The organism is Alteromonas sp. 07-89-2 (assembly GCF_013113925.1).
In the GTDB taxonomy this organism is placed as follows: domain Bacteria; phylum Pseudomonadota; class Gammaproteobacteria; order Enterobacterales; family Alteromonadaceae; genus Alteromonas; species Alteromonas macleodii.
In genome coordinates this window covers 47,222-73,144 of the sequence record NZ_VTYM01000005.1, presented here as the reverse complement: position 1 = coordinate 73,144, position 25,923 = coordinate 47,222, and the positions used below count along the sequence as shown (strand labels likewise).

Genomic DNA, 25,923 nt, shown 5'->3' with positions numbered 1-25,923 from the left:
TTGTGCATAGAGGTTGCACAACTTTGTTGTACAGAATTGAGTTCTGTTTGGTTTTATAGCGGGGCACAGAATACTTGTCATAAAATTGCCTCCGACATGTCACGGATAGTTCATCGAACCGTCTCAAAAGCATTCTACATTTTTGGGCTTTGATATTTCTAAACACTAGGCAATGTCGCCAATCTATCGGCGAAATGTTTAAAAAATACATAAAACACCCAATAAGCACACAAAAGGAATGACTTGATGCGTCCTCTGTACCCTCGAACGGTTTATCCACGCTCTCTGCTTGCCACAACAATTGCATTTGCACTATCAAGCGCCGCAATTGCACAAGAAGTAGCGCCCGACACAGAAAACGAACATAACTATATAGAAGAGATTACGGTAACCGCACAAATGCGTGAGCAGTCCGTTATGGATGTGCCTGTTACTATGGATGTAATAGGTAGCGAGTTCTTAGAGCGCACCAATATCATGGAACTTGATGAGCTTTCTCGTATTTTACCTAACGTTCAAATTCAAGAGCAGGCTGTAAGCTTACCGTCCTTTAATATTCGAGGCGTGACTGACGACGTATCTTCGGTGTCGGCAACGCCTCGCATCTCTGTATATCAAGATGGCTTTGATATCAGTAAAAAGACGGTAGCCAGCGTCGCGCTTTTTGATATTGCGCGCGTAGAGGTTTTAAAAGGCCCCCAGCCAACCTTGTTTGGTGTGGCGGCAGCCAATGGTGCGGTGAGTATTCATTCTAATCTTCCCACCTTCGAACAAGAAGGCAAGGTACAGGTTGGCTATAACTCAGAGCAAGGCCAAGAAGTTGAATTCATGTATAACCAGCCTATTAACGATAACCACAGTTTTCGTATAGCAGGTCTTTATCGCGAAATGGACGGCATTGTAGAAAACAATGCCTGTAGCGCTGACTCCTATTACGGTAATGCAAATATGTACAACCATCTTGGTGAAGAAGTGCCTTGCAACAGCGAAGATCTTCAGGGTGTTTCAGTACAAGCACTACGTGCAACATGGCGAGCGAATTACGATCAGCTTGAAATCATTGCGCGCGCAGCCATGGAGTATAACGACCAGCCGGGCATTGCCTTCAAGTCAGGCTCTATCGCCCCCAATGGCGGAGATACTAGCCCTTTTACTGATGCCGAATTTAGTTTAGGCAGTGAGCTAGGCATTGAACGAACGCTTCAAGCTTATGACTTAACCGTAAACTACGATTTCAACCAAATGCTCAGTCTGCATGCCGACGCATACTATAAAGATGTAGAGGTAAGCGAGGGATTTGACGCCGACGGTTCTGCTTTGCGTATTCAAGATGCCTATTTCGATAACGACGCTACGCTTAAAGGTGCGTCAATGCGTTTAGTGTATGACTCGGGTGATAAATTGGCCGCGTTTGTAGGTGCGTCTATTACTCAAGACGATTCTATTTTGCCCTATTATGTAATGGTCGACCCATTTGTACGTGGTACCTTCGATGCGGTAAAAGCACAGCTTGAGGCCACCTCAAACATTCCGCTAAATCAGAATATCGCTACCGGCGCATCGTTAGAAGAAATAGAAGCACTGCGTGCGATGTTAGTGTCGCAACTGTTTAATGAAGATGGCTCTCCTATTTCTAACCCTGCACTGCCGCCTATTATGATACAAGGGCCGTTTATATTTGAAGCTGAACTTGATATAGCGTCTTATGTTGCTGAGGTGTCGTATTTTGTTACCGACGACATCAACATTACTGCTGGCGTGCGCTATATCGACGAAACACGTTATACCCGTAATACTTATACTACTGCAGATGGTGCATTTACGTTCGATGCCGAGCGCGATTTTGACGATACCCTGCCGCGCTTTGCCGTAAGCTATGATGTTAATAACAACTGGAACGTATACGCGAACTACGCCAGGGGACGACGTTCACCAGTTGTGGATGCTAACGCGGGTGGTGTTAATGTGACTAAACCTGAAATAGTAGACAGTTACGATTTAGGTATTAAATACCAAAGCTCGAACTTCCTGTTCTCAGGTGCCATATTCACCTACGAATACAGCGATTATCAGCAAAGCTTTACCGACGCAGAAACCTTACAGTCTATTACTGTAACGGTAGGCGACTCGACCATGTCGGGTATTGAAGGCATGACGACCTATAACTACAGCGAGACGCTGACGCTAACAGCAAGCCTTGGTTTCCTTGATGCTGAATTTGCAGACAATACTGCTGATGGATCTGAGTTCCAATACGGTGGCAATAAGTTCCGCTTAGCGCCAGAAGTTAGCGGCGCGATAAACATCAACAAAGTATTCAATATGGACAGTTTTGACATTGATGTTAACTGGCTTACCAGTTTCCAGTCAGAAGTGTTTTTTGAAAGCAGCAATTACCCTGGTCTTTCTCAAGATACTTACTCACTGACTGATGTATCGGTGAAGCTGCTTCAAGACAACAGCAAGTTTGCCTACGAGTTTTACGTGAACAACCTGTTTGATAAAGAGTTCTTAATTGATGCAGGTAATACAGGCGGCGGTTTAGGTATTCCTACCTTCGTACGCGGGATGCCACGCATTGCTGGTGTGCGTGTTTATTACGAGTTTTAAGCTTGGCAAGGAGTAAACGCGCTGCATTCAATTAAGCGCGTTTACCTATTTAATTAAAAAATGACTTCATAAAGTAAAGCCGCAAGCATGCGGCTTATTCCGTCTTAATATATAGCCTTTATCAAGCGTTTATCTCATAGCTATGCGTATTAACCACTTTGCCAGCTTTGGTTAAAATTGCATCCACATAGTGCCACGTGGCTTTTGCGCTGCCTTCGCTGACGGTCAATGTCATAAAGCCACGCTGGTGGAGGTTACAGTACTGCAAATCTTCTATAAGAAGCGGTAGGTCGTCTGCAAGGGTTTTAGCTTTTTCATCCCCCATGCTTAGGTAATGTTCCATACCGGGTGACGTCACGCCTGGTGTGGCAAGTTCAACTCCCACCTCCGTGCCGTCTTTAAGGGTTAATTTATTATGCCAAGCGTTATGTGTATCACCTGCAAGGGCAATAACTGGCTTGCCGATGGACTTAAGCTGCATCAGCACCTGTTCCCGCTCAACAGGATAGCCATCCCATGCGTCTAAGTTGTAAGGCATTACGGTATTGATAAGCGCAAGCTCTTGCTCACTAAGTGCACCACCTTGCTTTTGTTTGCGTTTGATATTCGCGAGCCTATGTACATGATCAGGTATTGCTTTGCGTTCAACGCCGTTAAAAATAGATACAGGGAAAAGCATGCGGCCTATTAATAGCTGTTGCCCTAACACCTGCCATTTAGCCTGGCTTTGCCGCATAGACGAATGTAGCCAGTTGCGTTGGGTTTCACCGAGTAAACCGCGGTTCGGGTTGCCGATGTCTTTCATAAAGCGTGCTTGGTCAAACGCATTAGTTTCAGCATCGCGATAGTTGGCGTATTCAAGCTGTTTGTCGCGGGCAAGAACGCGGGTGTCGAGCATGTATAAGTCAAGAAGCTTACCAAAGGTAAACTGACGATAAATCTCTAAACGCTCAGTGCCAAACGGCGGGCGTATAGGTAGCCACTCATAGTAGGCTTGTACGGCCGCAGCGCGGCGTTCATAAAAATCGCCTTCATCGGCTTGGTGATTTTCGGCACCATCTTTATAGGTGTCATTAGTAATTTCATGGTCATCCCACACAACAATAAACGGCTTATTTTGATGTAACGACAGCAAGCCTTCATCCGTACGATACAGCGCATAGCGGTTGCGATAGTCAGTGAGAGTGTAAAGCTCGGTGTCGTTATCAGGCGCATAGGTCCTGCCAATTTCCTTGGCGTGCTCAGTTGCGTAACCTTCGCCATCGTACTCATAAATGTAGTCACCAAGGTGTAATACATAGTCGATGTTGTCGTCTTTCGCTGCTTCCATGTAAGGCGTGAAAAAGCCAGCGGGGTAGTTGGAACAAGAAAATATGCCGAACGTGACGTTAGACACATCGACTTCAGGTAGCGTACGGGTTTCTCCCACAGGACTTGTATTATTAGCGCTTTTGAAGCGGTAAAAATAACGACGAGCTGGACTAAGACCTGCTACGTCCACTTTTACGGTAAAATCATGAATTGCTTTGGCTTCAACAATACCGCTACTTATCACATTGGCAAAATCAGCATCGCTTGCCATTTCCCATAAAATATCGGCCTTGGCTAAACCTGACTTTGAGCCCGTACTTGAGCCCAAATTTGCAGTGGGCACGGCGCGCGTCCAAATAATCACGGCGTCTTTTAATGGGTCTCCACTCGCCACACCATGGGTAAAGGTAGCGTTGGTTTGCGGTTGGCTGTTTGCTGAAGCGCTAACAGTACAGCCTGCTAGCCCTGTAGACACTGCCACGCTCGCGCCTGCGAATGACGACAGCTTTATAAACGATCTTCTATCCATATGCCTGCTCTTTATAAAGTTCGTAAGGTAATTCGTTATGTGGTTGTTTTGTTGAACGCACATGCAACAAAAACGAAAACCCATTTTTATACTGAGTGTTTGTGACATACAGATGTCAGGTTGAGATTCCGTAATAACAGTCAATGTTTTACCGCAAATACTGTTATACTGTGCAGCAAATAACCACATGAACCAAATATGGTTTGTGTGTCTAAGAAATCATATCCAAGTTTTCTATAGCGCTTTGAGTAACTAAGCCACGAACGAAAACATTGTGAACAAAATACGAAAGGTAAATTTAAAATACATGAGTGATGATCCGCATTATCAGCGCGAGAAAGAGAAGTACGAAAATCCGGTAGCCAGCCGCGAATATTTGATGAGCTTATTAAAAGAACACGACAAGCCGTTGTCGTTTCTTGATATCTGCAACTTGGTGAACGCCTTCGACGAAGAAGCGCGAATTGGAATTCAGCGCCGACTGCGTGCTATGGAGCGCGAAGGGCAGGTACAATTCACCAAACAGAAAAAATACATACTTCAAAACCGTGAAGAGCTCATTCAAGGCCGAATTATTGGTCACCGTGACGGTTACGGCTTCTTGCGTCCTGAAGACAAAAGCGGTGACTTATTTATCAGTGCAGGGCAAATGAATCTGTTCCTTCACGATGATGTGGTAGAAGCGCGTATCAGTGGTACCGATCGCCGAGGAAGAAAAGAAGCATTTGTAACACAAGTCATTGAGCCTCGCAGCGAGCCTATTGTTGGACGCTACTTTGTTGAACAAGGTTTTGGCATGGTCGTGCCAGATGACAGCCGTTTGCAGCACGAAATTGTCATTCCACCAGAAAGCACGCACGGTGCCCGAATGGGGCAAGTGGTCGTGGTAGAGCTTACCCAGCGTCCGCGCCGTAAAATGAGCCCGGTGGGTAAAATTGTTGAAGTACTTGGCGAGCACATGGCACCAGGTATGGAAATAGAAATGGCGCTTCGTACGTTTGATATTCCACATCAGTGGCCTAAAGGCGTAACCAAGCAAGTGGAAAAGCTAACTGACCAAGTGCCCGAAGAAGCCAAAGAAGGTCGCATAGACTTGCGCCAGCTTCCGCTTGTTACCATTGACGGTGAAGACGCCCGCGACTTCGACGACGCGGTATATTGCGAACCGCTCGACGATGGTGGCTGGCAGCTATGGGTAGCCATTGCCGATGTAAGTCACTATGTAAGAACAGGCTCCGCTCTTGATGATGAAGCACAGCAGCGCGGTAACTCGGTCTATTTCCCTGACCAAGTAATTCCTATGTTGCCAGAAGTACTGTCAAACGGCTTGTGTTCACTAAACCCTGAAGTCGACCGCCTATGTATGGTGTGTGAAATGACCATCAGTGCAAATGGTAAACTAGAAGAATTCCAGTTTTACGAAGCGGTAATGAACTCGCACGCCCGTTTAACCTACACCAAAGTGTGGAATATTCTGCAGGGCGATAAAGAACTTCATCAGCGTTACGAGCCTCATGTACCTCATCTACGCAATCTTCACGACTTGTACCGTGCGCTTAAAAAAGCCCGTGCCAAGCGCGGAGCCATTGAGTTTGAAACCCAAGAAGTGAAGTTCGTATTCAACGCCCAGCGCAAGATTGAAAATATTGTGCCGCTGGTGCGTAACGATGCGCATAAGCTTATTGAAGAGTGCATGATCATGGCAAACGTGAGTGCGGCGTTGATGTTAGAAAAGCATGAAGCGCCAGCGCTATATCGTGTGCACGACAAACCAGACGCCGACAGGCTTACTGCATTTACCAGCTACTTAAGTGAGATTGGCATTCCTCATCGCATTGTTGAAGATGCTGAGCCAGCCGCATTTACCGATGTGGTGCTTAAAACTCGCGGTCGAGTAGACGAAGAGCTTATTCAAACCATGCTGCTGCGCTCCATGAAACAAGCGGTGTACGATGGTGACAACGTAGGTCACTTTGGTTTGGCGCTAGAAGCCTATGCGCACTTCACGTCACCGATACGTCGTTATCCAGACTTAGTGGTGCACCGTGCATTGAAAGGCATTATTGCCAAACAGCAAGGCAAAAAAGCGGTAAGTGGCGCGAAAAATTACACCGTTGAAGAAATTGAACAGTTAGGCGAACAGTGTTCTATGACAGAACGTCGCGCGGACGACGCAACCCGTGACGTGGCAGACTGGCTTAAGTGCGAGTTTATGCTCGACCACGTCGGCGATACTTTTGAAGGTGTAGTCAGCTCGGTGACAAACTTTGGCTTATTTATACGTCTTACCGAATACCACATCGACGGTTTAGTGCATATAACATCCCTAGATGATGACTATTATCACTATGACGACGTTAAACAAGCGTTGGTCGGTGAGTCGGGTCATCGCCAGTTTAGACTTGGCGATACGGTAGAAGTGACTGTAGCGGCAGTAAATCTGGATGAAAGAAAGATTGATTTATTACTCGATAAGTCTATGCTGCGCGGCACTAAGGGTAAGAAGGTAAAGGTGAGGTCTGCCAAAAAGGCTTCAGACAAACCTGCACGCTTTGATAACAAACCAAGCACAGGCAAAGGCTCGCGATCTGACAAGAAAGGGAGCAAAGGTAAAGGCGGCTCAAGCTCGTCTAGTCGTAGCGGTGGAAAATCGTCAAGTCGCGGCAGCGCAAAAGGCGGTAGCAGCGGCAAAACACTGTCATTGAATAAAAGAGGTAAGCGTTAAATGGCGCAGCAAGAATGGTTATACGGTTTACATGCCATGCAGTCGGTACTTGAAAAAGAGCCCGAGCGTGTAATGGAAGTGTTAGTGTTAAAAGGTCGCAATGACGAGCGCCTAACTAACATTGTTAACCAAGCCCGTCGTTTCGGTATTTCAGTTCAGTTTTGTCAGCGCAAGGCGCTAGATGACAAAGTGAGCGGCGAACAACACCAAGGCGTGGTAGCAAGAGCAAAACCCGCACGCGTGCTAGATGAAGCCGATTTGGACAAAATTTTAGAAAGCGAAGCGCAGCCTTTAATTTTGGTATTAGACGGTGTAACCGACCCGCATAATCTAGGTGCGTGCTTGCGTACTGCCGATGGAGCAGGGGTGCACGCGGTAGTAGTACCGAAGGATAAATCAGCAAGCTTAAACGGCACAGTAAGAAAGGTGGCCTGTGGTGCCGCTGAAGTGGTTCCACTTATTCAAATCACGAACCTGGCCAGAACCTTGAAGCACCTTCAAGATAAAGGGCTATGGATTGTAGGCACCGCGGGTGAAACCGACAAAACCCTTTACGATGTAGATCTAAAAGGCCCAACAGCGCTAGTTATGGGGGCTGAAGGTAAAGGCATGCGTAGGCTTACTAAAGAAACGTGTGATGAGTTGGTGAAGCTTCCTATGGCTGGCAGCGTGACAAGTTTGAACGTGTCGGTAGCTACGGGTGTTTGCCTATACGAGATTGTGAGACAACGAAGTTTGTAATTTCATATTGTTCGGGTTGATGCGCTAAGCGTGTAAACCCTAGTTAGTTTTTAAAAAAGCGTGTGCTATTTAGTACGCGCTTTTTTATTTTTAAGCATTGCTATAAAGCGCTTAATATTTTGTTACATTTGAGTTTGTAAAATTAATGTTAATTATAGTTTTTTATTCCTACCATGAATTGGCTCATAGCATACATTGTGCGCGGCTTTCGTAAGTTGTGTTGCTTTTTTGTGCATTTTTAAAGGTATTAAAAATGCTCACCAGGGTTAGGGCAATATACTCAACTGCCTGATTCGCCGCCTAATATGAGCTTTGTAGATAATTTGGTAATACCATTTGTCTATATACCTGACAAACGGGTAGGTCGTTGCAACGCAGTTGCGTCGGTTGTCATGGATGAGCTTTTCGTATGAGGTAATGGTTATACCTGTATGTCACTTAATAACAAATAGCTTCAAAAGCACGGAATAAAACAGTGTTGAAGTTAATAAGACAGATAAAACAGGAAATAAATTTTGAACTCAAAATTAAATAAGAAACACACATGTCTAACAGCAGCTGCTCTAGCTGTATCACTTGGCTTAATGGGTAATTCTGCAATGGCAGCGGGCGAAGGCCTGGTTAAAGTTGAAGAAAAACCTCAAACCCTTAAACAAGCACTAGGTAAGCGATTGACTGTCGATCGTCTTGTTACTGCTGACCAAGAGCGTTATATCATCAAATTTAAAGATGAGATGACCACTGAAACGGTTGAAGTGAGTGCATTGAAAGGGAAAGGTCAAATCGCAAGTGCTAACTCAAAAGGTAAAAAGCCTTTCGATATCGCATCTGCTAAATCTGAAGTTATTAAAGCCGGCGGTGCAATCAAGAAAGAGCTTAAAAAGCACAAAATGGTTGCCGCTACCATGAGCAAGTCTGCACTAAACAAACTTCGCAAAAACCCTAACGTAGAAAGCATCGAGGTGGATGTTCGTCGTAAGCCTATGGCGCAAACTACACCTTACGGCTACACCATGGTTCAGGCGAATCAGTTTGCACAGTCAGATACCACGGCTCGCAAAGTATGTATCATTGATACTGGTTACAACCTAGGTCACCCAGATCTGCCTGGCACAAACGACGGCGTTACCGGTCAAGCGAACAACAGCGCTGTGGGTAACTGGTATAACGATGGTAACGGCCACGGTACTCACGTAGCGGGTACTATTGCGGCATACGATAACAACGAAGGGGTTGTTGGTGTATATCCCGGTGTGAACATGCATATCGTTAAAATCTTTAACGACAGCGGCCAGTGGACTTATGCGTCTGACCTTATCGATGCTATCACGCAGTGTCAGGACGCCGGTTCAAACGTAGTTAACATGAGCTTAGGTGGCGGCAGTTCATCTACCACCGAGCGTAATGCAATGCAAAGCTTCACTGATGCAGGCATGTTGTTAGTTGCGGCGGCTGGTAACGACGGTAACAGCGCCAAATCCTACCCAGCTTCATACGATGCGGTAATGTCGGTAGCAGCGGTAGATTCAAGCGAAAACCGTGCAAGCTACAGCCAGTACAACGATCAAGTTGAAATTGCGGCGCCAGGTAGTGCAGTTCAGTCTACTTATCCGACTAACACCTATGCATCGCTAAGCGGTACCTCAATGGCTACTCCGCACGTTGCTGGTGGTGCAGCGCTGGTCTGGAGCTACTTCCCGCAGTGTTCAAATAACCAAATTCGTAGTGCACTTAACGCAACGGCTAAAGATAAAGGTAGCGCAGGTCGCGATAACTTCTATGGCTACGGTTTAATGCAGCTGGCTGATGCTTACAACTACCTTAACACCAACGGATGTGCGGGTGGTGGCACTGGTGGCGGTGGCGGTTCTGAGCCAGGCGTAGAGCCAGTATCAGGTCAGCTAACTGGTCTTTCAGGTTCTCGGGGTAGCTGGGATCGTTACACATGGACTATTCCAGAGGGCGTAACGCAAATGACCATCAGTACTGCGGGTGGCTCAGGCGACGCAGACCTTTATGTGAAGTTTGGATCTCAACCTCAGACTAATAGCTACGATTGTCGCCCTTATCAAAATGGCAACAACGAAGTATGTACATTTGACGCGCCAGCGGCAGGTACATGGCACATTGGTATTCGTGCATATTCGACCTACAGCGGTGTGACATTGTCTTATTCGTATGAATAAGTTCTCCCGTCTTTAGACATTGTCAAAGCCTGCGTAAGCAGGCTTTTTTTATTTCCGTGACCCATCCTAAATAACGTTGCACGTTTCAAACTCATTTTGGAGAGTGTAATGCAATCAACAAGTAAACGTACTCCAACGTGATTATGCCAACCGCACAGCAGCAATTTATACCCGCTTCGTTTCTTCCCTTGAATGTCAATTTTCTATAAAGAAAGGTCAGCTTTGCAAAGATGGCGTAAAGCCCTGAACTAAGCGCTATTCACGTAGCCATATCGCTGTATTGTGCGTGCCAAGACAGCACACTGTACATGTGCCTAATAGCTTAAGTGCAGGCTTTATCCAACTAAAAACAACGTCAAAGGACATTCAATTTATGCAATTGACCTCTCAATCTTTGCTTAAAGGAACAGGGTTTCGAGCAATAGTAATAGGGCTTATTGCACTGCTTGGGCTCACCGCATGTGGTGGCTCAGACAGCAGTAGCTCAGACTATTCATATGCTTACATACAGTTTTACAACGCTTCACCTAACGGGGCCAACGTAGAAATGCGCGAAGTTGATGGCGATAGCTTTGGCTCTGCTCAATTTGGTGACACTACGTCAATGTACTCTATGGATGATGGAGAATTAGAACTCGAGTTCATTCGAACTGATTCAGACGACCAAGAAGTATTTATTGACGAGATTACCGTTAACTTAAAAACCGGTTATAAGACCATTGTTGTTATGAGTGGTGACTTTAGTAACCCCGTGTTTACCACCTATGCTTATAAGCGCGAAACATTGGAAGATCACTTCCGCCTATTCGCTTTGTCGGTAGCAGTAGATGAATCTTCTTATGATTTCTACATGAGTGAGTCTGGCGACCCGTTTGAAGCAGCCAACTTCCTTGGCACGGTTACAACAGGAGACATGATTGAATTTGATTACTGGGACGCGGATGACGACAGTGACTATTTCGATGAAGGTGAGTACACCATTTACCTGACCGAACCTGGAAGTGACGAAGTTGTGTTCGAGTCACAAACTATCGATTTTGTGTACGAAACTGAATACTTGATGACACTTCGTGACGTAAGTGGGGCAATCCAAGATGGGCTGGTGGTAGACACAATCTTAAACTCCTCTTCAGTAACGGCGCTTACCGATGTGGAAGCAGATTCTCAATATCGTATTTATAACTCAACCAACCTTGACGCAGAACTTCAGGTTACCTTTGGCGGAAATACTAACGAAGAAGACGTAAGTTTTACCCTCGCTGCCGGTGAATTATCGCAATTCAGCACTATCCGCTATGGCGATTATCGCGTAACGGTAACGGACCCATCAGGAACAGTGACGTCACTAAGCAACAAGCTAATTACGCTTAATCAGGGCGAGAGCAAGGCTATTCTCATATACAACACCAACAATAAACTTGGTGCCGCGACCTTCGTGGAAAGCGGTTTGCCTCAGGCCTACGATAAAACGGTTAACTTCATTAACCTGGTTAGTGATTTCGATGATGTGGACTTCTATTTAGTTAGAAATGACGAAACTATCGATACCGCAGAGTACGATGTGCAGAACCTAGAATTTGCTGAAAGTACCAGTGAAGTATTGCCTTCGGATTACTATGAAGTGATAGCCGTATACGAAGATGATAACGAGGAACAAGTGCTGCTTGATAGAACGGCGTTATTCGGTTTTACAGAGGAAGAAAACTACATAGTTACGGTTGAACCGGCAGATACACCAACAGGTTATGAAATTAATGTGCTTTATTAATCGCTTAGTCTATCTATTAGACTAATTGATAAGAGTGAAAACTTCCATCTGCGAATATTTCACTTAAGTTTAAAAGGTCAACGTTAATAACGTTGGCCTTTTTACTTGCTGTCTGGGAGGCCGAAAATCCTCATGAGTATCATTAAAGATTTACAAACCATATCAAATGATAAAGCTCTTCCATTTGATAAAAAGCTCGAGAGCTTGCTAAGCATAGGCACGGAGATACTCGGGTTGGAAACAGGGATTGTAAGTAATGTTCAGGGCGATAGTTACCGTGTTCTTAGTGTTGTTACACCTGACAATGACATATCACTAGAAGCCACATTTGCACTGCCTGATACCTATTGTGCAGATGTCGTTAAAAATGATGCTGTGGTGGCGTATCACAATATAAACACATCACCGGGGGCGTCCCATCCATGCTTTGAAAAATATACGTTGAAAAGCTACCTCGCTTCCCCAGTAAGAGTGCATGGTGAATTCTTCGGAACAGTCAACTTCTCATCTCTCAAGCCACGAGAGGCGCCTTTCACGCCCTTAGAAATGGATTATCTACTGTTGGTCGCTTCCTGGATCGGCAACGAGTTAGAGCGACAACAAGCGATAAATAATCTCAATGCGCAAAAAGCGATATTAGAAGAAAGAAATTCATTACTGCACCAGGTAACCAATCTAGCTGGAGTGGGTACATGGGAGCTGAACTTAGATACCGGAGCATTAATTTGGTCAGGTGCCTTAAAGCGCATGTTGCATATACACGGGGAAAAGGTGGTTAAGCCAGAAGACGTGATCAGATTCATCGTAGATGACGAACAGCGCGCCGCCTATGTAGAACGATTTAATCAAATAATTAAAACGGGTGAAGACTTTTCCTATGAACTGGAAGTTCGCACCGATGCAGGAGAAACCCGTTGGTTACAAAGTAGAGCTCATCCCGTGATGGAAAATGACCGTTGCGTTAAGGTCATTGGTGCCACCGTTGATATTACGCAGCTGTACTTAGATAAAGCCGTGTTACAACAAAAAACCGATTTGGCAGAAAGTGCCTTGAAGGCACGAAGTGAATTTCTCGCCAATATGAGCCATGAGATTAGAACGCCTATTCATGGCGTGCAAGGCATGCTTGAGGCACTGATGAGTACATCTCTTAACTCCAAGCAGTTCGAGCATGCGAGTATTGCAATGCGAAGCGCTGAGTCATTGCTCAACATTGTTAACGATATCCTCGATTTCTCTAAAATAGACTCTGGCGATATGTCTTTTGAAGAATCACCTACCAACCTTGCTGACACAATAGAAGAGCAAGTGCCTATGTTTAGTAGGCTGGCTCTAGAAAAAGGTCTCGAACTTTTCGTGAGCACAAAGGGAATTGAAGGAAAGACGTTTATTGCGGACAAACTAAGAATTGGACAAATCTTTATCAATTTATTGAACAATGCGATTAAATTTACGAAAGAGGGTAAGGTAACGGTAGATACTCAATGTACACCGTATGGTAAAGGGCGGTTTAAAGTTAAATTAATTGTTACTGACACAGGTGTTGGCATCAGCAAGCAACAACAACAGTTAATCTTTTCGCCGTTTGTTCAAGCGGAGAGTTCAATACAGCGTAGATACGGTGGCACAGGCTTAGGTTTAGCAATTGTTAGTCAGATTGTTAAGCACTATGACGGCAAGATAGAAGTTAGCAGCGAAATTGGTGTGGGGTCGCGATTCATTGTTAGTTTAATGCTAGACAATGCAAATGCGGGGGCGGTCGCTGAAAAAGCTTGTGGTTTTGACCCTGTCTACATTCCTTCAAGAAAAGAGTTGAGTGCATTTAAAGCACTAATCGTAGAAGACAATGAAATAAACCAGCTGGTAATTAAAGAGCAGCTAAAAGAGGTGGGGCTATCTGCCGACTTAGCCGAAAACGGCGAAGAGGCGGTAAATAAAGTTAAAGCTTCTTTAAAAGAAAATTCGCCCTACGCTATTATTTTAATGGACTGTCATATGCCTGTTATGGACGGGCTGGAGGCGACGCGACATATAAGAGCAATGGGAGAAGAGACTCGCGACGTCCCCATTATAGCGTTAACCGCCAACGCATTAACTGGTGACAAAGAAAAATGCTTGAAATCGGGCATGGACGACTTCATATCAAAACCTGTTGGTGTAAGTCGGTTGAAAGAATGTATTTATAAGCATTTGAGTAAGCAGCTTGTTAGCAATGAAAATCGCCTAAAAGATCCTGCTTGATAACCTATGACGTGGTTATCAGCCCCGGCTTTTAGTCGGGGCTTTTTTATTGCCCACATAGTTTAAAAATAATTCAATTTACCGCTATCACTTCGAAAAGTTTTCTGTTATTATTTCGCGCCCTTTTTATGGGGGTATGTACATAAAAGCAACGATATCCAGTTGTTTTTTAGCAGCACTAACGACTCGGGAGAGTCTTAATTTAAGAGCGGAGCACTAACATGATCCAAATGCAAACTAACCTGGACGTTGCAGATAACAGCGGCGCTCGCAGGGTTCAGTGTATTAAGGTTCTTGGTGGCTCGCATCGCCGTTATGCAGGTATCGGTGACATCATCAAAGTTACTGTTAAGGAAGCAATTCCTCGCGGTAAAGTTAAAAAAGGTGACGTACTGAACGCAGTGGTGGTGCGTACTAGAAAAGGCGTTCGTCGTGCAGATGGTTCTACCATCCGTTTTGACGGTAACGCGGCTGTTATGCTTAATGCAAACAAGCAACCAATTGGTACGCGTATCTTTGGCCCGGTTACCCGTGAGTTGAGAAGTGAAAACTTCATGAAAATCATCTCATTGGCCCCAGAGGTACTATAAGGAGTCACGATAATGGCTAATAAAATTCGTCGTGATGATGAAGTAGTCGTATTAGCGGGTAAAGACAAAGGCAAACAAGGCAAAGTCCTTAAAGTGCTTATTGCTGATAACCGTGTAATTGTAGAAGGTGTAAATCTTGTCAAGAAGCACACTAAGCCAAACCCACAATTGGGCGTAGCTGGTGGCATCGTTGAGAAAGAAGCTTCTATTCACGTTTCTAATGTTGCGATTGTTAACCCGGCAACGGGCAAAGCAGATCGCGTTGGTTTCCGTTTCGAAGATGAGAAGAAAGTACGTTTCTTCAAGTCTAACGGCGAACTTGTTTAATTATATTGGAGAGTACGATGGCGAAACTGCATGATTTCTATAAAGAAACAGTAGTAGCTGAACTTGCTAAGCAGTTCGGATACAAAAGCGTCATGCAAGTCCCTCGGATTGAAAAAATCACTCTAAACATGGGTTTAGGTGAAGCAGTTGCTGACAAAAAGGTACTTGAGAATGCTCAAGCTGACATGACGGCTATCGCCGGTCAGAAGCCTGTTGTTACAGTTGCTAGAAAATCAGTAGCGGGTTTTAAAATCCGTGAAGGTTATCCGATTGGCTGTAAAGTAACCCTACGCGGCGAGCGTATGTGGGAATTCCTAGAGCGTTTGATTTCAATCGCTATCCCACGTGTTCGCGACTTCCGTGGTTTGAATCCTAAATCATTCGACGGACGTGGTAACTACAGCATGGGCGTGCGTGAGCAAATCATTTTCCCTGAAATCGATTTCGATAAAGTGGATAAGGTTCGCGGTATGGATATCACTATCACTACCAGTGCGAATACAAATGAAGAAGCACGTGCTCTGCTGGACGCGTTTAACTTCCCATTCAAAAAGTAGGGGTGTAGGGTTATGGCAAAAGAATCAATGAAGGCACGTGAAGCTAAGCGTACTAAGCTAGTAGCTAAGTATGCTGAAAAGCGCGCCGCACTTAAAGCGATTATCAGCGATGTTAACGCTTCTGAAGATGAGCGTTGGGACGCTGTTCTGAAGCTACAACAACTGCCACGTGACTCTAGTAAGTCTCGTCAACGTAACCGTTGCCGTGTTACTGGTCGTCCACATGGTTACCTACGCAAATTCGGTCTTAGCCGTATTAAGCTTCGCGAAGCAGCGATGCGCGGTGAAGTCCCTGGCCTTAAGAAAGCCAGCTGGTAAGGAGTAGCTGATAATGAGCATGCAAGATCCTATCGCGGATATGTTTACCCGCATCCGTAACGGCCAGATGGCACAGAAAGTTTCTGTAACTATGCCTTCTTCAAAACTTCGCGTTGCAATCTGTGAAGTATTGAAAGCTGAAGGTTATATTACTGACTTCGCTGCTTCTGGTGACGTTAAGCCTGTTTTAGAAGTTACGCTTAAGTACTTCGAAGGCAAGCAAGTAATTGACACTATCGAACGTGTAAGCCGTCCTGGTCTGCGCATCTATAAGAAAAAAGATGAGCTTCCAAAGGTTATGGGTGGTTTAGGCGTAGCTATCGTGTCGACTTCTAAAGGTGTGATGACTGACCGTGCAGCGCGTAACGCTGGCATGGGCGGTGAGATCATCGGTTATGTAGCATAACGGAGGAGTTGAAATGTCACGTATAGCAAAAGCCCCAGTAGACGTTGTATCAGGTGTAGAAGTTTCTATCTCTGGTCAAGAAGTTACTGTTAAAGGTAGTAAAGGCACTTTGACCCGCGTTTTCAATGACGCTGTAGAAGTTGCACAGGAAGAGAACCAACTTAAAGCACTTCCACGTGAAGGCTTTGTTGACGGTTGGGCACAGGCTGGTACTGCGCGCTCTATCCTTAACGCAATGGTTCAAGGTGTTTCAGAAGGTTTTGAGAAAAAACTTCAGTTGTTAGGTGTTGGTTACCGTGCACAAGCACAAGGTAACAAACTAAACCTTACACTAGGTTTCTCTCACCCTGTAGCATACGAAATGCCTGAAGGCATTACGGTTGAAACTCCTAGCCAAACTGAAATCGTCGTTAAAGGCGCCGATAAGCAGGTGGTTGGTCAGGTTGCGGCGAACATTCGCGGTTACCGTCCACCAGAGCCTTACAAAGGTAAAGGTGTACGTTACGCTGACGAACACGTACGTCGTAAAGAAGCTAAGAAAAAGTAGGTGGGTGATACGATGGATAAGAAAACAGCTCGCATTCGTCGCGCAACTCGCGCACGAGCAAAAATTCGTGAACTGGCCGCGCATCGCTTGGTAGTTAACCGTACACCTCGCCACATCTACGCTCAGCTAATCGCTCCATGCGGTTCTGAAGTGTTGGCAGCGGCTTCAACTGTTGAGAAAGATCTTGCAAAAGGTCTTAAGTCTACAGGTAACGCTGAAGCAGCGACGGTAGTCGGTAAAGCAATCGCAGAGCGCGCTCTTGAGAAAGGCATTAAAACAGTGGCTTTCGATCGCAGTGGTTTCCAATACCACGGTCGCGTTAAAGCATTAGCTGATGCAGCTCGCGAAGCTGGTCTTCAGTTCTAGGAGTTTATAATGGCTAAACAAGACGTTCAAAATGGTGAATTTCTAGAGAAATTGATCGCCGTAAACCGCGTATCTAAAGTGGTTAAAGGTGGTCGTATCTTTAGTTTCACTGCATTGACAGTAGTGGGTGACGGTAACGGTCGCGTTGGTTTTGGTTACGGTAAGGCACGTGAAGTACCTGCTGCAATCCAAAAAGCAATGGAAAAGGCACGTCGCAACATGGTTGACGTAGACCTTAACGGTCACACGTTACAGCACCCGATTAAAGGTCGTCACTCTGGCTCTAAAGTTTACATGCAGCCAGCATCTGAAGGTACCGGTATTATTGCCGGTGGTGCGATGCGTGCAGTACTTGAAGTAGCTGGCGTACAAAACGTACTTTCAAAATGTTACGGCTCTACAAACCCAATCAACGTTGTACGTGCAACAATCAACGCGCTGACAGAAATGAACAGCCCGGCGAAAGTTGCTGCGAAGCGTGGATTGTCTGTAGAAGAAATTTTGGGGTAATCAGACATGGCAACGATTAAAATAAAGCAAACTAAAAGTGCAATTGGCCGTCTGCCAAAGCACAAAGCTACGCTTAAAGGTTTAGGCCTTCGTAAAATCAACCATGTTCGTGAACTGGAAGATACCCCAGCCGTTCGTGGCATGATCAACCGTGTATATTACATGGTTGAGATAGTGGAGGAGTAAGACATGCGTTTAAACACAATTTCTCCAGCCGAAGGTTCAAAGCCTACTGGTAAGCGTTCTGGTCGTGGTATCGGCTCAGGTCTTGGTAAAACGAGTGGCCACGGTCACAAAGGTCAAAAAAGCCGTTCAGGTGGCCGCGTTAAGCCAGGATTCGAAGGTGGTCAGATGCCTATCCAGCGTCGTCTTCCTAAGTTCGGTTTCACTTCACGCAAGAGCTTTGTTACTGATCAAGTAACTCTTGCTGAAATCGCGAAGGTTGATGGTGATACTGCATCTCTTGAGACTTTAAAAGCAGCTGGTATCGTTAAGAAAGAAATCCAGTTCGTTAAAGTTGTTAAGAGCGGTGAAGTTTCACGCGCTGTTACAGTAAGCGGGTTAAAGGTTACTAAAGGCGCTAAAGAAGCGATTGAAGCTGCTGGCGGTAAAGTAGAGGAATAAGCTAGATGGCTAAACCAGGATTGGATTCAGGCGCTAAAAGCGGCTTGAGTGAGCTTAAGGCAAGATTGTTGTTCGTACTTGGTGCGATTGTTGTATTCAGACTAGGTTCTTACGTTCCTATCCCTGGCATCGATCCAGCTGTACTTGCTGACTTGTTCGAGCAACAAAAAGGCACCATTGTAGAAATGTTTAACATGTTCTCTGGTGGTGCGCTTGAGCGTGCATCCGTTCTGGCTTTGGGCATTATGCCATACATTACTGCATCCATTATCATGCAGTTGCTCTCGGTGGTTCACCCACCGATGGTGGAGCTTAAAAAAGAAGGCGAAGCAGGCCGTCGTAAAATTAGTCAGTACACGCGTTACCTAACGCTTGTATTGGCTATCTTCCAATCAATTGGAATTTCGACTGGTTTGCCTAACCTGATTAATGGATTGGTGATAAACCCTGGCTTCGGATTCTACTTTACGGCAGTAGTGAGCCTAGTCACAGGAACTATGTTCCTTATGTGGTTAGGTGAGCAAATTACCGAACGAGGTATTGGTAACGGTATCTCTATATTGATTTTTGCTGGTATTGTTGCCGGTCTGCCAACAGCGATAGGTCAGACTGCGGAACAAGCAAGGCAGGGCGACATTAACTTGTTGTTCCTACTGTTGATTGGCGCAATTGTTATTGCTCTTACATACCTAGTTGTATTTGTAGAGCGCGGACAGCGCAGAATTGTGGTAAACTACGCAAAACGTCAGCAAGGCCGTCAGGTTTTTGCTGCGCAAAGCACCCATTTACCGCTGAAAGTCAACATTGCTGGTGTAATTCCACCAATCTTTGCTTCTAGCATTATTCTGTTCCCGGGTACCATCGCAGGATGGTTCGGACAGAATGAATCAACAGCGTGGTTGCAAGATGTAGCGCTTATGCTATCTCCTGGTCAACCGCTGTACGTGATGTTATACGCAGCTGCGATTATCTTCTTCTGCTTCTTCTACACGGCGTTGGTTTTCAACCCGCGTGATACAGCAGATAACTTGAAGAAGTCTGGCGCGTTCATCCCAGGCATCCGCCCGGGTGAGCAAACGTCACGATACATTGACAAGGTAATGACTCGCCTTACACTGGCTGGCGCACTGTACATAACCTTTATTTGTTTAGTGCCTGAATTCATGCTAATTGCTTGGAATGTGCCGTTCTACTTCGGTGGTACGTCGCTTCTCATTATCGTAGTAGTTATCATGGACTTTATGGCACAAGTACAGACACATTTGATGTCTAGTCAATATGAGTCTGTGCTGAAGAAAGCTAACCTTAAAGGCTACGGCCGATAAGTTAGCCCCTTAATATTGATAGAAAGGGGAAAGATGTAATGAAAGTTCGTGCATCAGTAAAAAAGATTTGCCGTAACTGTAAAGTTATCAAGCGCAACGGTGTTGTGCGCGTAATTTGCAGTTCTGACCCAAAGCATAAGCAGCGTCAGGGCTAATCAAAGCGGAACAGAATATTTGCAAGACTAAGTGAGCAGAACCTGGATTATACTTGTCAGGTTCTGCTAGTTTTGTTTAAAAGTATTTTGAACCTTAATTTGCAATTTAGTCGACGGGTAAGTATCCTATCGGGCTTTTTAGGTCGTCGACAAATAAACAAGAGGAGTGCTGTTAATGGCCCGTATCGCTGGCATTAACATTCCTGAGCACAAGCATGCTGTAATCGCTATCCAAGCGATCTATGGCGTTGGTCCCACACGTGCGAAAAGCATTTGTGCGGGTGCTGGTGTTGCAGAAAATACAAAAATCAAAGAGCTAGACGAAGCTACTATTGATAAGCTTCGTGACGAAGTGGCTAAATTCACCGTTGAAGGTGACCTACGCCGTGAAGTCTCTATGAGCATCAAACGTTTGATGGACCTGGGTTGCTTCCGTGGTATTCGCCACCGTCGTAGCTTGCCTCTACGTGGTCAGCGCACTAAAACTAATGCGCGTACCCGTAAAGGTCCTCGTAAGCCAATTAAGAAGTAAACGGGGAGTAAGTTATGGCTAAAGCACCAGCTCGTAGCACGCGTAAGCGCGCTAAACGTCAGGTTGCAGACGGTATGGCTCATATCCATGCGTCTTTCAACAACACAATTGTGACTATTACAGACCGTTCAGGCAATGCACTAGCATGGGCGACATCTGGTGGTTCAGGTTTCCGTGGTTCACGTAAATCTACCCCATTTGCTGCACAGGTAGCTGCTGAGCGTGCAGGTGTTGCTGCACAAGAATACGGTCTTAAGAACCTTGAAGTTTTCGTTAAAGGTCCAGGTCCAGGCCGTGAGTCTGCGATCCGTGCTCTTAACGCTACAGGTTATAAGATCACAAACATTACCGATGTGACCCCTATTCCTCACAACGGTTGTCGTCCACCGAAAAAACGTCGCGTTTAATCGACGGACAGTTGGAGAAAGATCATGGCAAGATATTTGGGTCCAAAACTCAAACTTAGCCGTCGCGAAGGAACAGACCTGTTCCTAAAAAGCGGCGTTCGCGCAATCGATTCTAAATGTAAAATCGATACAGCGCCTGGTCAGCACGGTGCCCGTCGTGGCCGTCTGTCTGACTACGGTGTTCAGCTGCGTGAAAAACAAAAAGTTCGTCGTATGTACGGCGTTCTGGAAAAGCAATTCCGCAACTACTATAAAGAAGCTGCACGTCTAAAAGGCAACACAGGTGAAAACTTGCTACAGCTTTTAGAACAGCGTCTTGATAACGTAGTTTACCGTATGGGTTTCGCTAGCACTCGTGCAGAAGCACGTCAGCTAGTTAGCCACAAGGCGATCATGGTAAATGGTCAAGTTGTGAACATCCCATCGTTTAACGTTTCTGCCGAAGACGTGGTTTCTGTTCGTGAAAAGGCTAAGAAGCAAGCGCGTATCGTTGCTGCTTTGGAACTGGCTGACCAACGTGAGAAGCCAACCTGGATTGAAGTAGACAGCAGCAAAATGGAAGGCACTTTCAAGCGCGTTCCTGAAAGAACTGACCTGTCTGCGGAAATTAACGAACAGTTGATCGTCGAACTTTACTCTAAGTAAAGCTAACTAAAGAGGAAGCATTGTGGGTTCTGTGACTGAATTCCTAAAACCGAGATTAGTTGAGATCGAAAACGTTTCTCCTACTCGTGCCAAAGTAACTTTGGAACCACTAGAGCGCGGCTTTGGCCATACTCTAGGTAACGCCCTACGTCGTATTTTACTGTCATCTATGCCAGGATGTGCAGTTACCGAGGTAGAAATTGACGGCGTTCTTCACGAGTACAGCACCAAAGAAGGTGTTCAGGAAGACGTAATTGAAATCTTGCTAAATCTTAAAGGTTTAGCGGTTCGCCTTGAAGGTAAAACTGAGGCAACCCTAACTCTAGTGAAATCTGGCGCTGGCCCTGTTGTTGCTGGTGATATTCAGCATGATGGCGACGTAGAAATTACAAACCCTGACCACGTTATTTGTACTTTAACTGGCGAAGCTGAAATCAGCATGCGCATTAAAGTAGAAATGGGTCGCGGTTATGTACCAGCTTCTACCCGTCGCTCCTCTGAAGAAGATGATCGTCCAATTGGTCGTTTGTTAGTAGACGCTTCATACAGCCCAGTTGAACGTATTGCTTACAGTGTAGAGTCTGCTCGTGTTGAACAACGCACAGACCTAGACAAACTAATCATCGACATGGAGACGAACGGTACTTTGGATCCTGAAGAAGCGATCCGCCGTTCTGCTACTATCCTAGCTGAACAGCTAGATGCATTCGTAGACCTACGTGATGTGTCTGAGCCAGAAGCGAAAGAAGAGAAGCCAGAATTCGATCCGATTCTGCTTCGTCCAGTAGATGACCTAGAGCTGACAGTACGTTCTGCAAACTGTTTGAAAGCAGAAGCTATCCAGTACATTGGTGACCTGGTACAGCGCACTGAGGTTGAGCTACTTAAAACGCCAAACCTTGGTAAGAAATCGCTAACTGAAATCAAAGATGTTCTAGCATCTCGTGGTCTTTCTCTAGGTATGCGCCTAGAAAACTGGCCGCCAGAGAGCATCGCTGAAAAAGATTAATCAGGTTTTTATCAAACTGATTTGTAGAGAAGGATAAAACTATGCGCCATCGTAAGAGTGGTCGTCAGTTGAATCGCAACAGCAGCCATCGTCAAGCTATGTTCAAAAACATGGCCGGTTCTTTGGTCAAGCACGAAGTGATCAAAACTACGTTACCAAAAGCGAAAGAATTACGTCGCGTAATCGAGCCTCTAATCACTATGGCTAAAGAAGACAGCGTTGCAAACCGCCGTCTAGCTTTCGCCCGCACTGGTGACAAAGAGGTTGTAGGTAAACTATTCAACGAGCTTGGTCCTCGTTACGAAGCTCGTCCAGGCGGTTACACTCGCATTCTTAAATGCGGTTTCCGTGCTGGCGACAATGCCCCAATGGCATATGTTGAGCTAGTTGACCGTCCAGTTGTAGAAGCTGAAGAAGAAGCAGTAGAAGCAACTGAAGAGTAATTAATACTCGATTAGAAAAAGGGGCCTGAGTGAAAACTCAGGCCCCTTTTTTTGTGTCTGTTGTTTTGTTCTCAATATTATCTATTCGTACCGTAATCATCATTTATTTGGCATGCTTATTGTAAACATTTATTTAGGGCAAGAACTTATTCAAAGCTAAGTTTACATCTGTATTAAACAAAGCGAAGAGCGTTAAGGAAAAAACGTGCTATCGGTTACAGGAAATTACCAGTCTTTAGGTCTTTCAACTTTACAAAATACAGCGTTATCAACACGCCTAGAGCGCTTAAGTTCTGGGTTAAGAATAAACAGCGCTGCTGACGACAGTGCTGGACTTCAAATATCTAATAGACTTGCTTCAGAGAAAAAAGCCTATACGCAACTGAATCGTAACCTAAATGACGGTATAAGCTATGCACAAATTGCAGAGGGTGGACTGCAAGAATCTGCCGCTATACTGCAACGAATGCGGCAGCTGGCAATACAGTCGCAGAACGGAATCAATAATGTCAACGACCGTGCAGCATTGGATAAAGAATTCCAGCAGCTAAAAAATGCACTGAATGGCATTGCGTACAATACCGAAGCGTTTAATCGTTTACCCCTAGTGGATGATAGCGATTTGCTTTCTGCTAACGTTCCCTCTCTTAGTAGCACATTTACTAACGGTGTCACTCAAAGTATGACAAGCGGGTTGCGCTCTATCGCTTATATTCCCGCAGGCTCTACCAACATACAGATTAACTTAAACGATAATGGTGCTAATGACGATATCCAAGTGTTTACTGTAGACGGTAAACACTTAGCAGGCACCCCTTTGTCTGCTGGCACATGGAATAGTAACGGCATTTCAAATAGCACATCCATTGAAAGTACGTTCTTTTTACCAACTAATGGGTATGAACCAACAGCGAGCTATGATGACAGCAATTTGCTAACCATAGGTTCAGCAACGATAGATGGAAACAGTATTTCATTTACTGGTGACCAAAACGCAAGTGGGAATTTCAACGAAACTTTGACCATTGCAAGCAATGCTCAGCCGTTAATAATCTCTGTAATTGGTTCTGGTGCTTTCAATGTAACTGCGTCGTGGACGTCGCTTGGAAATGAAGGCGGACCAACCTTCACATTAGGCCCGGTAGACATTACCGCTACAAACCAACTCGGTGTTGGCACTGATTTCATTGAACTAAGTAAAACACCCGCTACGTTAGCTGACCTTGGGTTAGATGGCACATCACTACAGAACGAAAGCGATGCAGAAAGCGCACTCGAGCGAATAGATAGCGCTTTGCAGTCCGTAAGCGAAAGCCGAGCATTTTACGGCGCGAAAATTAATCAAATGGCATCAGCCATTAGAAACAATGCGATAGGCTTCGAAAATATAAGCCGCGCCCATTCACAAATAACGGACGCAGACTTTGCGTCAGAAACTGCACTGCTTACTCAAGCGCAAATAGTCGAACAAGCGAGTATATCTGTTCGGGCCCAGGCTAAATCTAGCGATGAGCAGGTGTTGGGACTGTTGAATGAAACGGTCGCAGCCTAACCCCGATCATACTTAAAGTTTTCCTTATCAAAAGATAGCCAAAATTTCTTAGGAAACCGTTTATTCATTAAAAACCGCAGCAGTGAGTGCGTATATTTTTTCTATCTGATAGTATTTATCTAATAAGCTTGCCTCATAAAGGCATCAGGAAGTTATTAAGAATTGGAGCAATGGATGTCTGTGATTTGCACAGTGGATAGATCTGAATATTGGCAGCAACTATGTGGTATTGCTCAAAACCAGGTCATTGAATCACTTTCAACCCTAACGAATACGACTACCGGTTTTTGTTATGTACAAAAAGCTTTGTCGATAGATGAAATAATCTCACTAATTAGCACTGATCATAGTGTGACGGTGGTAGTCCCTCCACCTTTTATTCTTTTACAAGAATTCCTTGATGAAGATCACCAACAAGCACAAAGTAAAGTTCAAAAGTTACTAGATGATTTATATTCTTTGTACAAAAAGCATAGAAGTGCCATGGGTTTGATACCGCTATCAGCCTTCTGCGTTAGCTCTTCAATTGATACTTCTTCTTTACCTTGGCTTGAAAAGAGCCTCGATAGCAGTAAAGTATCTCATAACCTCGACTCAGTAATCTGTCACAGTTTGTTCAACCAAAATGCAAATATGATTAAAGCTTATAAAAAGCTTCAATCGTGTTTTTCTTTGAGAGACGAAGAGTCAGTATTTTACCCCGACATTGCCAAGTTGAAGCAAGCACTTACGCAAGACGAGCTAGATAAAAGCGAGCTTGCAATTGAGAATGGGAAAGTAATAGAGCAAAACTTACTGCTTTTAGATTCTTTAGAAAACAAAGTGGCAGAACTATCTTCTCAAAAAGAAAAGCATACACAAGAGGCCGACCGACAGCTGGCGCAGTTTAACTCTATGCGCAAAGAAAACGAAAACGTAGAAAAAGCTATAAAGGCGTTGCGAAAGGAACGTGAAACACAGCAGATTGAATATGCAAATTTTGTCCAGAGCAGCAAAAAAGAATTAACTGCTTTAGAGAAAACTAAAAACCGTGAAATTAAGCAATTAGAAAGTAAGTTAGAGCAAAAGTCACAGGTTGAACAAACGCTAAGGGCGGAATTAGCCGAACTCAGAGCGATTAAATCGAGCAAGCTCTGGAAAGTTTCAAGTAAAGTTGAGAAGCTATCAAATGCAGTTGACAAACACGCAGCTAAACGCAAAAAGTTGTCACAAGACATGAGCCTGCTTTATACCAGTGAACTGTTTGATGCAGACTGGTATTTGGAAACTTACTCTGACGTTCAAAAAGACAGCATTGACCCCGCAGAACACTACTTATTGTATGGTGCAAACGAAGGGAGAAAACCATCGCCTTACTTTGACGGTAAATGGTATTTACAGGCAAACCCTGATGTGGCGAGTGAAAATACTAATCCGTTAATTCACTACATAAAATTTGGTCGGGAAGAAAAAAGACCCATGTCGCCTGTAATGATAACCCATAAGAAAAAGTAAAAGAG

The 25,923-nt window shown here is 44.9% G+C and carries 26 protein-coding genes; 25 read left to right on the top strand and 1 reads right to left on the bottom strand.

Annotated features, from left to right (window positions below; genetic code table 11):
* Positions 1–246: 246 nt before the first annotated feature.
* A complete protein-coding gene (locus F0261_RS05325) occupies positions 247–2,610 on the top strand; it encodes a TonB-dependent receptor (protein ID WP_171337402.1) in 2,364 nt (787 codons plus the stop codon).
* Positions 2,611–2,731: 121 nt separating this feature from the next.
* Here the strand turns inward: F0261_RS05325 and F0261_RS05320 are convergent, their stop codons facing one another.
* Entirely contained in the window at positions 2,732–4,450 is a 1,719-nt protein-coding gene (locus F0261_RS05320; protein WP_171337401.1) for an alkaline phosphatase, read from the bottom strand.
* 307 nt (positions 4,451–4,757) lie between these two features.
* Here F0261_RS05320 and rnr point away from each other — a divergent pair, with 307 nt between their 5' ends.
* The 24 genes from rnr (at position 4,758) to F0261_RS05200 (ending at position 25,918) form a co-directional block, all read left to right on the top strand.
* Entirely contained in the window at positions 4,758–7,175 is a 2,418-nt protein-coding gene (gene rnr, locus F0261_RS05315; protein ID WP_171337400.1) for a ribonuclease R, read from the top strand.
* Entirely contained in the window at positions 7,176–7,916 is a 741-nt protein-coding gene (gene rlmB / locus F0261_RS05310) for a 23S rRNA (guanosine(2251)-2'-O)-methyltransferase RlmB (RefSeq protein ID WP_014950916.1), read from the top strand. It abuts the gene before it with no gap.
* Between the two features lie 515 nt (positions 7,917–8,431).
* Positions 8,432–10,102 carry a S8 family serine peptidase gene (locus F0261_RS05305; RefSeq protein ID WP_014999710.1) on the top strand — a complete coding sequence of 557 codons (1,671 nt, stop codon included), beginning with the start codon at positions 8,432–8,434 and terminating at the stop codon, positions 10,100–10,102.
* Positions 10,103–10,475: 373 nt separating this feature from the next.
* Positions 10,476–11,870, top strand: coding sequence for a DUF4397 domain-containing protein (locus F0261_RS05300; RefSeq protein WP_171337399.1), 1,395 nt, complete (start codon positions 10,476–10,478; stop codon positions 11,868–11,870).
* A 132-nt stretch (positions 11,871–12,002) separates the two neighbouring features.
* Positions 12,003–14,111: a GAF domain-containing hybrid sensor histidine kinase/response regulator gene (locus tag F0261_RS05295; RefSeq protein ID WP_171337398.1), complete on the top strand. Its 2,109-nt coding sequence runs from the start codon at positions 12,003–12,005 to the stop codon at positions 14,109–14,111.
* 221 nt (positions 14,112–14,332) lie between these two features.
* The gene (rplN, locus tag F0261_RS05290; RefSeq protein WP_012519228.1) at positions 14,333–14,701 is read left to right on the top strand and encodes a 50S ribosomal protein L14; all 369 of its coding nucleotides are present in this window, start codon (positions 14,333–14,335) and stop codon (positions 14,699–14,701) included.
* A gap of 12 nt (positions 14,702–14,713) precedes the next feature.
* A complete protein-coding gene (rplX, locus tag F0261_RS05285) occupies positions 14,714–15,028 on the top strand; it encodes a 50S ribosomal protein L24 (protein WP_014950912.1) in 315 nt (104 codons plus the stop codon).
* 17 nt (positions 15,029–15,045) lie between these two features.
* Complete coding sequence (rplE, locus tag F0261_RS05280; protein WP_014950911.1) at positions 15,046–15,585, top strand: 50S ribosomal protein L5; 540 nt, start codon at positions 15,046–15,048, stop codon at positions 15,583–15,585.
* Positions 15,586–15,597: 12 nt separating this feature from the next.
* Complete coding sequence (gene rpsN / locus F0261_RS05275; RefSeq protein ID WP_014950910.1) at positions 15,598–15,903, top strand: 30S ribosomal protein S14; 306 nt, start codon at positions 15,598–15,600, stop codon at positions 15,901–15,903.
* 13 nt (positions 15,904–15,916) lie between these two features.
* Positions 15,917–16,309, top strand: a complete 393-nt coding sequence (gene rpsH / locus F0261_RS05270) for a 30S ribosomal protein S8 (protein ID WP_012519224.1) — start codon at positions 15,917–15,919, stop codon at positions 16,307–16,309.
* 13 nt (positions 16,310–16,322) lie between these two features.
* Positions 16,323–16,856, top strand: a complete 534-nt coding sequence (gene rplF, locus F0261_RS05265; RefSeq protein ID WP_014950909.1) for a 50S ribosomal protein L6 — start codon at positions 16,323–16,325, stop codon at positions 16,854–16,856.
* A gap of 12 nt (positions 16,857–16,868) precedes the next feature.
* Positions 16,869–17,222, top strand: a complete 354-nt coding sequence (rplR, locus tag F0261_RS05260) for a 50S ribosomal protein L18 (RefSeq protein WP_014999707.1) — start codon at positions 16,869–16,871, stop codon at positions 17,220–17,222.
* Between the two features lie 9 nt (positions 17,223–17,231).
* On the top strand, positions 17,232–17,732 hold the full coding sequence (gene rpsE, locus F0261_RS05255) for a 30S ribosomal protein S5 (RefSeq protein WP_012519221.1): 501 nt from the start codon (positions 17,232–17,234) through the stop codon (positions 17,730–17,732).
* A gap of 6 nt (positions 17,733–17,738) precedes the next feature.
* Positions 17,739–17,918 (top strand): 50S ribosomal protein L30, encoded by a 180-nt coding sequence (gene rpmD / locus F0261_RS05250; protein ID WP_171337397.1) that lies wholly within the window; start codon positions 17,739–17,741, stop codon positions 17,916–17,918.
* Positions 17,919–17,921: 3 nt separating this feature from the next.
* A complete protein-coding gene (gene rplO / locus F0261_RS05245; protein ID WP_014950906.1) occupies positions 17,922–18,356 on the top strand; it encodes a 50S ribosomal protein L15 in 435 nt (144 codons plus the stop codon).
* A gap of 5 nt (positions 18,357–18,361) precedes the next feature.
* Positions 18,362–19,681 carry a preprotein translocase subunit SecY gene (secY, locus tag F0261_RS05240; RefSeq protein WP_012519218.1) on the top strand — a complete coding sequence of 440 codons (1,320 nt, stop codon included), beginning with the start codon at positions 18,362–18,364 and terminating at the stop codon, positions 19,679–19,681.
* Positions 19,682–19,719: 38 nt separating this feature from the next.
* Complete coding sequence (gene rpmJ, locus F0261_RS05235; protein ID WP_012519217.1) at positions 19,720–19,836, top strand: 50S ribosomal protein L36; 117 nt, start codon at positions 19,720–19,722, stop codon at positions 19,834–19,836.
* Positions 19,837–20,011: 175 nt separating this feature from the next.
* Entirely contained in the window at positions 20,012–20,368 is a 357-nt protein-coding gene (gene rpsM, locus F0261_RS05230; protein WP_012519216.1) for a 30S ribosomal protein S13, read from the top strand.
* Between the two features lie 14 nt (positions 20,369–20,382).
* A complete protein-coding gene (gene rpsK / locus F0261_RS05225; protein WP_012519215.1) occupies positions 20,383–20,775 on the top strand; it encodes a 30S ribosomal protein S11 in 393 nt (130 codons plus the stop codon).
* 24 nt (positions 20,776–20,799) lie between these two features.
* Positions 20,800–21,420: a 30S ribosomal protein S4 gene (rpsD, locus tag F0261_RS05220; RefSeq protein WP_012519214.1), complete on the top strand. Its 621-nt coding sequence runs from the start codon at positions 20,800–20,802 to the stop codon at positions 21,418–21,420.
* Positions 21,421–21,439: 19 nt separating this feature from the next.
* Positions 21,440–22,429, top strand: coding sequence for a DNA-directed RNA polymerase subunit alpha (rpoA, locus tag F0261_RS05215; RefSeq protein ID WP_039226687.1), 990 nt, complete (start codon positions 21,440–21,442; stop codon positions 22,427–22,429).
* A gap of 41 nt (positions 22,430–22,470) precedes the next feature.
* The gene (gene rplQ, locus F0261_RS05210) at positions 22,471–22,872 is read left to right on the top strand and encodes a 50S ribosomal protein L17 (protein WP_012519212.1); all 402 of its coding nucleotides are present in this window, start codon (positions 22,471–22,473) and stop codon (positions 22,870–22,872) included.
* Positions 22,873–23,077: 205 nt separating this feature from the next.
* Positions 23,078–24,424 (top strand): flagellin, encoded by a 1,347-nt coding sequence (locus F0261_RS20185; protein ID WP_171337396.1) that lies wholly within the window; start codon positions 23,078–23,080, stop codon positions 24,422–24,424.
* Between the two features lie 174 nt (positions 24,425–24,598).
* Positions 24,599–25,918 carry a hypothetical protein gene (locus F0261_RS05200; RefSeq protein ID WP_171337395.1) on the top strand — a complete coding sequence of 440 codons (1,320 nt, stop codon included), beginning with the start codon at positions 24,599–24,601 and terminating at the stop codon, positions 25,916–25,918.
* Positions 25,919–25,923: the final 5 nt, after the last annotated feature.

What these genes read in the sequence shown, in the direction of transcription:
- rpsN (WP_014950910.1), top strand. Translation starts at nt 15,598, where the DNA reads ATGGCAAAAGAATCAATGAAGGCACGTGAAGCTAAGCGTACTAAGCTA.
- rpmJ (WP_012519217.1), top strand. Translation starts at nt 19,720, where the DNA reads ATGAAAGTTCGTGCATCAGTAAAAAAGATTTGCCGTAACTGTAAAGTT.
- rplQ (WP_012519212.1), top strand. Translation starts at nt 22,471, where the DNA reads ATGCGCCATCGTAAGAGTGGTCGTCAGTTGAATCGCAACAGCAGCCAT.
- secY (WP_012519218.1), top strand. Translation starts at nt 18,362, where the DNA reads ATGGCTAAACCAGGATTGGATTCAGGCGCTAAAAGCGGCTTGAGTGAG.
- rplX (WP_014950912.1), top strand. Translation starts at nt 14,714, where the DNA reads ATGGCTAATAAAATTCGTCGTGATGATGAAGTAGTCGTATTAGCGGGT.
- rpmD (WP_171337397.1), top strand. Translation starts at nt 17,739, where the DNA reads ATGGCAACGATTAAAATAAAGCAAACTAAAAGTGCAATTGGCCGTCTG.
- F0261_RS05325 (WP_171337402.1), top strand. Translation starts at nt 247, where the DNA reads ATGCGTCCTCTGTACCCTCGAACGGTTTATCCACGCTCTCTGCTTGCC.
- rpsK (WP_012519215.1), top strand. Translation starts at nt 20,383, where the DNA reads ATGGCTAAAGCACCAGCTCGTAGCACGCGTAAGCGCGCTAAACGTCAG.
- rplR (WP_014999707.1), top strand. Translation starts at nt 16,869, where the DNA reads ATGGATAAGAAAACAGCTCGCATTCGTCGCGCAACTCGCGCACGAGCA.
- rpsH (WP_012519224.1), top strand. Translation starts at nt 15,917, where the DNA reads ATGAGCATGCAAGATCCTATCGCGGATATGTTTACCCGCATCCGTAAC.
- F0261_RS05200 (WP_171337395.1), top strand. Translation starts at nt 24,599, where the DNA reads ATGTCTGTGATTTGCACAGTGGATAGATCTGAATATTGGCAGCAACTA.
- rpsE (WP_012519221.1), top strand. Translation starts at nt 17,232, where the DNA reads ATGGCTAAACAAGACGTTCAAAATGGTGAATTTCTAGAGAAATTGATC.
- rlmB (WP_014950916.1), top strand. Translation starts at nt 7,176, where the DNA reads ATGGCGCAGCAAGAATGGTTATACGGTTTACATGCCATGCAGTCGGTA.
- rplN (WP_012519228.1), top strand. Translation starts at nt 14,333, where the DNA reads ATGATCCAAATGCAAACTAACCTGGACGTTGCAGATAACAGCGGCGCT.
- F0261_RS05320 (WP_171337401.1), bottom strand. Translation starts at nt 4,450, where the DNA reads ATGGATAGAAGATCGTTTATAAAGCTGTCGTCATTCGCAGGCGCGAGC.
- rplO (WP_014950906.1), top strand. Translation starts at nt 17,922, where the DNA reads ATGCGTTTAAACACAATTTCTCCAGCCGAAGGTTCAAAGCCTACTGGT.
- rplF (WP_014950909.1), top strand. Translation starts at nt 16,323, where the DNA reads ATGTCACGTATAGCAAAAGCCCCAGTAGACGTTGTATCAGGTGTAGAA.
- rnr (WP_171337400.1), top strand. Translation starts at nt 4,758, where the DNA reads ATGAGTGATGATCCGCATTATCAGCGCGAGAAAGAGAAGTACGAAAAT.
- rpsM (WP_012519216.1), top strand. Translation starts at nt 20,012, where the DNA reads ATGGCCCGTATCGCTGGCATTAACATTCCTGAGCACAAGCATGCTGTA.
- rplE (WP_014950911.1), top strand. Translation starts at nt 15,046, where the DNA reads ATGGCGAAACTGCATGATTTCTATAAAGAAACAGTAGTAGCTGAACTT.
- rpsD (WP_012519214.1), top strand. Translation starts at nt 20,800, where the DNA reads ATGGCAAGATATTTGGGTCCAAAACTCAAACTTAGCCGTCGCGAAGGA.
- F0261_RS05300 (WP_171337399.1), top strand. Translation starts at nt 10,476, where the DNA reads ATGCAATTGACCTCTCAATCTTTGCTTAAAGGAACAGGGTTTCGAGCA.
- F0261_RS05295 (WP_171337398.1), top strand. Translation starts at nt 12,003, where the DNA reads ATGAGTATCATTAAAGATTTACAAACCATATCAAATGATAAAGCTCTT.